Source organism: Geobacillus sp. BMUD (assembly GCF_013096845.1).
In the GTDB taxonomy this organism is placed as follows: Bacteria; Bacillota; Bacilli; order Bacillales; family Anoxybacillaceae; genus Geobacillus; species Geobacillus vulcani.
The window spans coordinates 88,304-98,345 of record NZ_SDLA01000011.1; the positions used below are offsets into that span (position 1 = coordinate 88,304).

Annotated in this window: 8 protein-coding genes; 1 reads left to right on the forward strand and 7 read right to left on the reverse strand. The window is 50.4% G+C overall.

Features of this window, described 5'->3' with window-relative positions:
- Positions 1-66 precede the first annotated feature (66 nt).
- Positions 67-1,068, forward strand: coding sequence for an MBL fold metallo-hydrolase (locus ETC05_RS12665; protein WP_171661158.1), 1,002 nt, complete (start codon positions 67-69; stop codon positions 1,066-1,068).
- Between the two features lie 56 nt (positions 1,069-1,124).
- On the opposite strand, the gene ETC05_RS12670 is transcribed toward ETC05_RS12665, so the two are convergent.
- The 7 genes from ETC05_RS12670 to ETC05_RS12700 all read right to left on the reverse strand — a co-directional run bounded on the left by ETC05_RS12670 (position 1,125) and on the right by ETC05_RS12700 (position 9,581).
- The gene (locus ETC05_RS12670) at positions 1,125-1,973 is read right to left on the reverse strand and encodes a TIGR03943 family putative permease subunit (protein ID WP_171661159.1); all 849 of its coding nucleotides are present in this window, start codon (positions 1,971-1,973) and stop codon (positions 1,125-1,127) included.
- Between the two features lie 15 nt (positions 1,974-1,988).
- Entirely contained in the window at positions 1,989-2,855 is an 867-nt protein-coding gene (locus ETC05_RS12675; protein WP_171661160.1) for a permease, read from the reverse strand.
- Between the two features lie 149 nt (positions 2,856-3,004).
- The gene (locus ETC05_RS12680) at positions 3,005-4,876 is read right to left on the reverse strand and encodes a PTS fructose transporter subunit IIABC (RefSeq protein WP_171661161.1); all 1,872 of its coding nucleotides are present in this window, start codon (positions 4,874-4,876) and stop codon (positions 3,005-3,007) included.
- 22 nt (positions 4,877-4,898) lie between these two features.
- Complete coding sequence (pfkB, locus tag ETC05_RS12685) at positions 4,899-5,810, reverse strand: 1-phosphofructokinase (RefSeq protein WP_031409316.1); 912 nt, start codon at positions 5,808-5,810, stop codon at positions 4,899-4,901.
- Positions 5,807-6,559, reverse strand: coding sequence for a DeoR/GlpR family DNA-binding transcription regulator (locus ETC05_RS12690; RefSeq protein WP_031409314.1), 753 nt, complete (start codon positions 6,557-6,559; stop codon positions 5,807-5,809). Before ETC05_RS12690 ends, pfkB begins: the two co-directional genes overlap by 4 nt.
- Positions 6,560-6,891: 332 nt before the next feature.
- Positions 6,892-8,742 (reverse strand): diguanylate cyclase, encoded by a 1,851-nt coding sequence (locus ETC05_RS12695; RefSeq protein ID WP_171661162.1) that lies wholly within the window; start codon positions 8,740-8,742, stop codon positions 6,892-6,894.
- 242 nt (positions 8,743-8,984) lie between these two features.
- On the reverse strand, positions 8,985-9,581 hold the full coding sequence (locus ETC05_RS12700) for a DUF5317 domain-containing protein (RefSeq protein WP_031409310.1): 597 nt from the start codon (positions 9,579-9,581) through the stop codon (positions 8,985-8,987).
- Between the last annotated feature and the right edge of the window lie 461 nt (positions 9,582-10,042).

Sequence of the window (10,042 nt, forward strand, 5' to 3'; positions counted from 1 at the left end):
TGTATTTCGCAAGAAAGGTTTGCTACTCTAAATAATAATAACGCAAAAAAATGGAGTGAGAAACCGTTGGCGAAGCGCTATGAAAACTTAGACGGCGTCTCGACGCACAAAACATGGGCCGATTTTCGCCGTTGGCAGCGGGAGCGGAAACAAAAACAAAAAGATTTGTCCTATGTCGTGCCGCATGTTTCACCCCCTCAATACGAGCGGCTTCAGAAGCCGAACGGACGGCCGCAGCTCTGCTGGGTCGGCCATTCGACTTTTGTCGTTCAACTTCATGGCATCACCATCGTCACCGATCCCGTCTGGGCGAATTGGATGGGCGCGGTCAAACGCTTGACGGCTCCCGGTGTTCCGCTTGATAAGATGCCGCCTGTAGACGTTGTGCTCATTTCCCACGGCCACTATGACCATTTGCATTTCGGCAGCCTCCGCCGTTTGCACGGCGACCCGCACATATTCGTGCCCGAGGGGCTCGGCCGCCTATTCCGCCGCCGCGGCTACCGCCATGTCACCGAACTGTCATGGTGGGAAACGGTGTCTTTCCGCGGTCTGTCCTTGACGTTCGTTCCCGCCCAACATTGGACGCGGCGGACGTTATGGGACACGAACACCTCGCACTGGGGCGGATGGGTGATCAAGGCAGACGCCGCCCCCACCATCTACTTCGCCGGCGACAGCGGCTACTTCCGCGGCTTTCGCGACATCGGCGAACGCTTTTCCATCGACTATGCGCTCTTGCCGATCGGCGCGTATGAGCCGGAATGGTTTATGGGACCGCAGCACACCACACCGGAAGAAGCAGTGCAGGCGTTTTTGGACTGCCGGGCCCGCCTGTTTGTGCCGATGCATTACGGGGCGTTCCGCCTCGCCGATGACACGCCGAAAGAGGCGCTCGACCGCCTATGGACCGAGTGGCGGCGGCGCGGGTTGGAAGAGGAGCGCTTGCTTTGCTTGAAGCTCGGCGAGGTGATCGATGCCACCCAAGCGTTGACGGCCCTCTTCCAATTCAACCATACGTTCAGCCAAACAGGCGCAGTCACCACGGAGAAACAACAAGCATGGTAAAAAGAATGATCGAAACATTATCGAAAAGAGCGGGCCATTCCGTCCGCGGCCCGCTCTTATTCATTGAATTGGCGGTAAACGTATGGGTCCTTCGGTTTGGACACCCGCTCCCATGACGTCACCTTGACATACGGAAGCGTCATATGAAATGGCTGGTAATACATGGTGGATAGCGTACCTTTCACATGAACCCACTCATCATTTTGCAGCGGCACCGTCTTTGGAAACTGAAGAAGCAACCCATATACTCCGGAATCGGCAACACAATGAATGATCCCAAAGCGAAGGAGAAACGCCTCATTGGCGCGCGTCGTTTCCTCACGGTAGACAAACCCGGTGAATTCAATGTCGCGGGCGGCGAATGCACCGGGAAACTGATAAATCGTTTCCATGACATTTAAATAGTTTTGATCATTCAACTGCAAGCGAGCAAGACGACCGTATTTTTTCAGCTCTTTTTCCATGGCATTTTGATAATCGTCCCGCCCATAATACATGCTCGTATCCGGACGCAAAAACTGACGCTGGGCAAACGGATCGCTGCTGTCAGCCGCCATCCCAGGAACATGAATCCCTTTTGCCTTTACGATTTCAGAGTCTAGCGTCGCAACGGGAAACAAGAAGGCGGAAGCCAGCGGAAAAACAAAAATAAGGTAATTTACCGCCCGCTTCCAGCGCGCGGACGGCTCATGATGGTGATGGCCGCAGCACTCTTCCCCATGATCGCGCGGTTCCTCGTTGCGGCTTGCCAGCACAAATTGCACAATCGTTAAAAAAGCAAACACAAACATCGCACTAAACGAAATATACGAATACCGCATATTAATGTATTTGCTCAACTCTCCAGTAATGTATAAATGAAAAAACAAAAACGCAAACCCAAGCAAAATATACATGCGAATCATGCCGCCACCTCCTTGCTAGATCAATAGCGAACCAGCAAACACGAACAACGTGATATAAGCAATCAGCTTCCACACAAACCGGGCGCGGAACGACTGGAACAACATGAGCGTATTTTTCACATCGAGCATCGGCCCGTAAACGAGAAACGCGGCCAACGCGTGAAACGGAAACGTGCTTTGAAACGACGAGGCGATAAACGCGTCCGCCTCGGAACAGAGCGACAGGACAAAGGCAAGTGCCATCATGACCAAAGAGGCCGCCACTTTCCCATTGCCGATCGCCACAAGCGCCGACGTTTTCACATACGTTTGCATCGCCGAAGCAATGAACGCCCCAATGATCAAATACTTCCCGGTCGCAAAAAATTCATCGATCGTATGGCGCAGGGTGCCGACCATTTTCTCTTTCCACGTACGGGGCATCATCGGCATCTCACGCCGCTCATGGCGCAACTCGCTGCCTTCATGCCGAATTGCCATCACGGCGCCGACAGCGGCGGCGACAGCGCAAGCGAACAGCGCCCGACACAATACCATCGTCCAACTGCTTCCGAAAGCGATATACGTCGAAAACAGCACAACCGGATTGATGACCGGTGCCGTTAACATAAACGGCACCGCCGCGTAAAGCGGCACCCCTTTCGCGACGAGCCGCCGAGTGATCGGCACGATGCTGCATTCGCATGAAGGGAAAAACACCCCGAGCAACGTGGCATAAACAATGGCCCAAAAGCGGTTTTTCGGCACCCACCGTTGTACGGTCTCTTCACTGACAAACATTTGAATGACTCCGGAAACAAACACCCCGAGCACAACGAACGGCAACGATTCAATCAATATGCTGATAAAAATCGTATTCAGCTGCAAGAATGTGTTCATCATGGGTTCTCCTCTCATTTACAACCGTTCATTTTATCATGAGAAATGACCATTGTCATGAAAATTTGGTAAGAAAAATAGCAAACTCCATAACAAAAAAGGCGCTCCGCCTTTGGCGAAACGCCTCTTCTTCTATTATTCTTCCACTTCTATTATTCTTCCACTTCTTTTTTCCACAACCCGACCATCAATGCGGTTACGATGGAACCAATCAAAATAGCCAAGATATAAAGCCATGCGCTGCCTTTGACGATCGGGATGACGAAAATCCCGCCGTGCGGTGCCGGCAGCCCGATATGGAACCACATCGTCAACGCTCCAGCAACCGCCGAGCCGACGATAATCGATGGAATGACCCGCACCGGGTCAGCGGCGGCAAACGGAATCGCCCCTTCGGTAATGAACGAAGCGCCCATGATATAGCACGTTTTTCCGGCTTCCCGCTCGGCTTTCGTGAATTTCTTTTTAAAGAACGTTGTCGCCAGCGCCAATCCGAGCGGGGGCACCATCCCGCCAGCCATAATCGCTGCATGCGGCGCAAAGTTGCCAGCTTCAATCATCGCCAGGCCAAACGTATACGCCGCTTTGTTGATCGGTCCGCCCATATCGACCGCCATCATGCCGCCCAACACCGCGCCAAGCAGCACTAAGTTGGCGGTTCCCATGCCGGAAAGCCAATGTTTCAGCCCTTCATTCAACGCCTTGACAGGATCGATGACCACATACATCATAATGACGCCGGTGAGGAAAATGCCGAATACCGGATAGAGCAGCACCGGTTTAATCCCTTCAAGCGACTGCGGCAACCGGCTGAACAGTTTGCGTAGCCCGACGACCAAATACCCGGCCAGAAAGCCAGCGATCAATCCGCCCAAGAAACCCGCCCCGCCGTTCGCCGCCAGAAAACCGCCGACCATCCCCGGCGCAAACCCCGGCCGGTCGGCAATGCTCATGGCAATGAATGCGGCCAGCACAGGAACCATTAACGCAAACGCATTGCCGCCGCCAATGTCCATCAACAATTTAGCAAACGGATGATACGACGGGTCTTTCGGATCAAACGCTTTAATGCCGAAGGTGAAGGAAAGCGCAATCAAAATCCCGCCGCCGACGACAAACGGAAGCATATTCGATACACCGTTCATCAAATGCTTGTAAAAACCGGTGCGCGGCTTCGCCGCTCCCGCGCTGCCTCGCGCCTGGCCGCTCGCCCGATAAATCGGTGCGTCTTGACGCAACGCCTGCTCGATCAGCTTTTCCGGCTGACGAATCGCCTGGGCGACGGGCACTTGAATGACGTGTTTGCCGTCGAAGCGGTCCATTTCGACTTGTTTATCGGCTGCGACAATGATCGCCGTTGCCTCTTCAATCTCCTGCGCGGTCAGAGCGTTTTTCACTCCATCGGAGCCGTTTGTCTCGACTTTGATCGGCACCCCCATTTCCGCCGCTTTCGCTTTCAGCGCATCCGCCGCCATATACGTATGGGCAATCCCGGTCGGGCAGGCGGTGACGGCGAGCACCTTCCGGCCGCTGCTAGCCGATGCGGCCTGCGGCGACGATGCGTTCCCTTCGCTCTCTTTTGCCGCCAGCAAACCGATGACTTCCTCTTCACTTGAAGCGTTTTCAAGCTGAGCGCGGAACGACGCATCCATCAGCAGCGAAGACAATCGGGCCAGCGCCTGCAAATGCGTCTCCTCCCCACCTTCTGGAGCCGCGATCATGAAAAACAAATGGCTTGGCTTGCCGTCCAGCGACTCGTAATCAATGCCGGCGACTGAACGGCCGAACGCCACCGCTGGGCGCTTGACCGCCGCCGTTTTGGCGTGCGGAATGGCGATGCCCTCGCCGACGCCGGTCGTGCTTTGTTGTTCACGCGCCCAAATGGCTTGTTTGAACGCCTCGACATCGCTGACCGCTCCCGCTTCGGCGAGCTTCGCCGCCAACTCATCAATCACTTCGCTCTTTGTCTTCGCCTGAAGCTGAAGAATGATCGTTTCTTTCGTCAACAAATCGGTCATGTTCATTTTTGCGCTCCCCCTTTGTTTCTTATAAATGCATCATGCGGACACGGCCGACGAGCGTTTCCACTTCTTCTTTCGTGCATAAATCCTCGGAAAATGCGGTCGCGCTTCCGGCCGCCACGCTGTAGGCGAATGCTTCCTCGAGCGATTTTCCGCTCTCTTGGGCGGCTAAAAAGCCCGCTACCATGGAATCGCCCGCCCCGACCGAGTTTCTGACCGTTCCCTTGGGCGCTTCGGCAAACAGTTCCGCCTCCTCGCCGAAATAAAACGCTCCAGCGCCGCCCATCGACACAATGACATGACGAACGCCCATCTCGGTCAAACGGCGGCCATAGATGACGACTTCTTCTTTCGTCAGTGCAGAGACGCCAAACAGCTCAGCAAGCTCATGATGGTTCGGCTTGACAAGAAACGGTTGATACGCCAGCAGCGACTCGAGCGCCGAACCGCTCGTATCGATGACAAGACGGGCTTGCCGCTTCGCTGCCTCCGCGGCCAGCTGTTCATATACCTCCACTGGCAACGAAGGCGGGGCACTTCCCGCAAGCACAAGGACGTCACCAGCGGAAAGCGCCGCGATTTTCGCAGTCAGCCGCATAGCCTCCTCGCTGGCGATCACCGGGCCTTGACCGTTAATTTCCGTCTCAATCCCGGCTTTCAGCTTTACATTGATGCGCGTCGGGCCGGGAATACGAACGAAATCGCACGCGATTCCTTCGTTTCGGAGCTCGCTTTCGATAAACGCGCCGGTAAATCCGCCGGCAAACCCGAGCGCCGTGCTGTCGACGCCGAGGCGTTTGAGCACACGCGACACGTTAATGCCTTTGCCGCCCGGAAATGTCAACGTTTTCAAAGCACGATTCAGTTCACCGACGCGCAGTTCATCCATATGGACAATATAATCAACCGATGGATTGAGCGTACACGTGTAAATCATGGTGTCACAACCTCTACCGTCGTTTTTGCCTGATACCACTGCTGCCAATCTTCATCCAACTGATCGGTAATCAAAACCGCCTCATGCAAATCGGCAATTTTCGCGAACGCGCTTTCGTTCAACTTCGAATGGTCAGCTAGCACATACGCACGTTGCGCCAGCTGCATCGCCGTATATTTCACCAACGCCTCTTCCGGATCCGGCGTCGTATAGCCGTAGTCGTAATGAACACCGTTGGCGCCGATGAAGCATTGGTCAAAGCGGTACTGCCGCAGCGACTCGATGGCGCCGCGACCGATCAACGCCTTCGTTTTCGGCTTGATCATGCCGCCAATCAAATACGTCGTCACGTTGTGCTCAAGCAACCGATCGACATGCATCACGCCGTTCGTGACAACGATGACCTCTTTGTCAGCCAAGTGCGGAATCATTTCCCACGTCGTTGTCCCCGCATCTAAATAGATGCAGTTTCCTTTTTTCACCAAACTAGCCGCATGCGCGGCAATCCGCCGTTTTTCTTCGATATATTTCAGCGATTTTTCCGATACGCTTAACTCTTCGCGTTTCTGCTGCAACAAGGCCGCCCCGCCATGCACGCGGCGCAGTTTCTTTTCATTTTCAAGCTGCGTCAAATCACGGCGAATCGTCGACTCCGACGCTCCGGTAGCGTCAACGAGCTCTTGCAGCTTGATGACCCCTTTTTGCGCCAAAAGCTCCAAAATGAGGCGGTGGCGTTCTTCCGTCAGCACATTCCCACCTCCGATCATCGGCGATATCGCTTACAACTCTATCATATGCCAAGAGGGAGAAAAAATCAATCAAAAACATTCGTTTTCTATCAATATCAATCAAATAAAGAATTTAATCAATCAAAATCGATCAAAACCTCATCCATAAGTAAATGTTCCTCTCTACTCCCAGCACATGAACATCACAGCCCACCAACGCTTGATTTTTCACAGAAAGGTCCATGGGCAATGGTTTGCCCGCCACCCGAGGATTGAAAATCACCGCTTGCCGGCGCGGGATTTTCACGGAAAGCCAAAAATAAAAACACTTGCCATCGGCAAGTGCCTTCCTCCTAATCCAATTGTTGCATTTCCACCAGCGGCAAATAGCGCTCTCGCACAAACGCGATAAACTTCGCCGCATACACCGGATCAAACTGCGTCCCTGCGCAACGTTCGATTTCCTCAAGCGCCTCTTCAAACGTTTTCGTCGGCTGGTACGGCCGCTCGGTCGTCATAGCGTCAAACGAGTCGATAATACACAAAATGCGGGCCAGTTTCGGGATTTCTTCCCCTTTCAGCCCGTACGGATACCCTTTCCCATCATATCGTTCGTGGTGCAACTCAACGAGCGGAAGCAGATCATCAAACCGCTTCTCCGCCGCCACAATCTCGCGCCCCCACGTTACGTGCTTTTTGATAATCTCCCACTCATGCTTTTCCAGCTTTCCGCTCTTATTTAAAATATCGCGCGGCACTTCAATTTTGCCAATGTCATGGATAAGCGCCCCTAAAATGAGCGTCTGCCGCTCATGGTCGGTCAACCCGTCAAGGCGGCTGCCAAATTCGAGCGCATATTTAAACACCCGTTTGCTATGGCGATATGTATACACATCTTTGGAAAGAAAAAATTTCACTTGCTGCTCGAGCGCTTCCAAATCTTGCTTAAACTTAATCTCATCCAAGCACATATTGTGCTTGTCATACAATTGCACATTGTTTTTTCCTTGCGCCTTCGCGTAATACAACGCTTGATCGGCCCGATGAATCAGCTCCTCGCTTTCATACATATCCTTCTCCATCTCAGCGATGCCGCACGAAAACGACAAGCAGCGATACGGAATATGCTCGACGCCTTCAAAATATGTATCGTTCACTTCTTTGCGCAACCGGTTTAAAAACACGTACGCGTCTTCTTTCATGGTATTGGGCATTAAAATCGCAAACTCTTCTCCGCCATAGCGGGCGACCGTGAAATTCGTCCCTTCCACCGCTTTTTGCAACAGTTTCCCAAAAAACGTCAACAAGCGGTCGCCTTGCAAATGACCGTTCCGGTCGTTATATTTTTTAAAATCGTCCAAGTCAAGAAACGCCAGCGTCAGCGGCTGTTTGAGCATCTTGCAGTCAGAAAACTGTTGCTTGAGCGTTTCTTTGAAATAGCCGTGGTTGTATAGGCCGGTTAGATGATCATGATTTAGCTGATTAGATTTTTCTTGATATAAATATAAAAGTTTCCTAAACGCCATTGACAACATCACTATTAAAATCGTAAACAAAAAAACCCCGAAATACTTTTCAGTTTGTAATAAAACTAACAATACTAATGAGAGGATTAACGTTATAGAGTAGGTCATTCCTACTTCCTTTAGTAAACCGAAATGAAGAACCCCTTTAAATAATTGATTAGCTAAAAAAATAAAATAGAAACATAACAATAAAATATTAACTGAAAAGTATACAATTAAAGCCACTATATACGGTAGAATATTACGTATACCTGTTGTGCCAATTGACCCTCCAGTTTCAAGAAAAGTGTAATAGGCACTTGTAATCATCAAGTTATACATTGAAAAATTATATAAGTGCTTCCACCATTCTACCCGTCTTCTATATAGCGCATATATAAAACTGAATAGCCCTAAGATAAGCAACGCTGTGGACAAGCCAAACATAAACAAAGATGCTAGATAAATAGAAGAATCCATAGAAATCGAATTTCCTTTTGGAGGAAGATAAATCAAAAAATGGTTTACTATCAACACGGATGCTGTCAATACATAAATCATAACCCACTTATCTAAAGGCAAAAATAAGGAATCAACATGAAATGAATAAATTATAATTCCTACTAAAGTTATACAGAAAATATAGATCCTAAAAGCATAAGGGCTGTTACCAATAGATAACACTTTATTTTTATTCATGATAATCACTCTCAACAAATACAAATTTATCGTAAAATAACAAAATTATGTAAAAGTAATAAAGCTCGTAATAAAATATGTAAAAATATAAACAGAAAAGGTAATCTACATTGACTACCTTTTCTGTTTATAAGTTATCAAACAACTTTCATACCAGAGGTCAAAGCAATAATCACAGAACCAATAATTAACAGGTTGATAAGAGTTTGTTTTAATTTCATAAATAAATTCCTCCCCATATTTTATTGATTCGCAGGAGCGGCCGTGGTTTCTTTCTCAGCATCGTCTGCTCGATGCCGCGGCGCACTGAGCATGAGATGCTGGATGAACAAGAACGCCCCTACGTTCATCACGACGTCGCCGATGCTGATGACTTGTTGACGTGGGTACGGCGGAGACAGCGGAATGATGTCGCCGAGAAACGGCAGAAGTGTATCGGATGTGATCGCCTGGTGCTTGCCGTACAAACCGGCTTTTAACGCTTCGATGTATTCACGGCCGAGAAATTGGGCGGCTTCGATGGACACCGGCATCCGTCCACCATTTACGGCCATGACGATAAAGTTGAGCAAGACGCCGGCGAAGATGACCGGAAACCCCGGCTGATGGCGGTTGAGCCATAAAAACACCAATCCGGTCACATAAACAAGAAGGAAGATGCCGTTGCTCATTTTCGCGATCCATGCCACGTTTTCCTGAAGGAAAAAGACGACAATCTGCACCGCCAACAACAGCGGAAACAACCAACCGCCGCGCAATTTCATATGAGCCAAACCTTTGAAGCTGCCGCCGCGAAACCAGCCGATCAACAACGACAAAATGATTCCATCGTAAACCATGATGCTGTCCCCTTATAAACTGAATTTTCTTTTTTTTCTAAACTGCCGTCCTCACTTCTATTTTTACCGTTTTTTTCTTCCTTTGTAAATAGTCCATTCGTCCCATCTGCAAACAAATTTTGACGAATAGCGTTCTATTCTTTTTGTTTTCGTCATTCTTTGAAACAAGAAACGACAAAAGCAGCGCCATGTATATCGATTGTGGTGGTGAAAAAGACCCTACCCTCAATGGAGCGCTCTGCCGCCTACGCAAATACGATTCTTGGCGCGCCTGCCCACACCCAGTTGCCGACAAACCATCCTCGTGCATCTCACTCTTCCGCTGTCCGCGCTTGTGAACTACCCCCACTTAATTTTCTAGCGAAAATTTGAAGTGGAGGCTTCCAAAGAAGTTTGACTGCTTCAAGCAATCCTTATTCTTTGAGGCGTGTCCACTTCGCCGCTAGAGCATAAGACACTCA

Bases quoted from the DNA above. Each gene is read 5' to 3' on its own strand.
- ETC05_RS12670 (WP_171661159.1), bottom strand. From the start codon at position 1,973: ATGATTCGCATGTATATTTTGCTTGGGTTTGCGTTTTTGTTTTTTCAT.
- ETC05_RS12675 (WP_171661160.1), bottom strand. From the start codon at position 2,855: ATGATGAACACATTCTTGCAGCTGAATACGATTTTTATCAGCATATTG.
- ETC05_RS12680 (WP_171661161.1), bottom strand. From the start codon at position 4,876: ATGAACATGACCGATTTGTTGACGAAAGAAACGATCATTCTTCAGCTT.
- pfkB (WP_031409316.1), bottom strand. From the start codon at position 5,810: ATGATTTACACGTGTACGCTCAATCCATCGGTTGATTATATTGTCCAT.
- ETC05_RS12695 (WP_171661162.1), bottom strand. From the start codon at position 8,742: ATGAATAAAAATAAAGTGTTATCTATTGGTAACAGCCCTTATGCTTTT.
- ETC05_RS12700 (WP_031409310.1), bottom strand. From the start codon at position 9,581: ATGGTTTACGATGGAATCATTTTGTCGTTGTTGATCGGCTGGTTTCGC.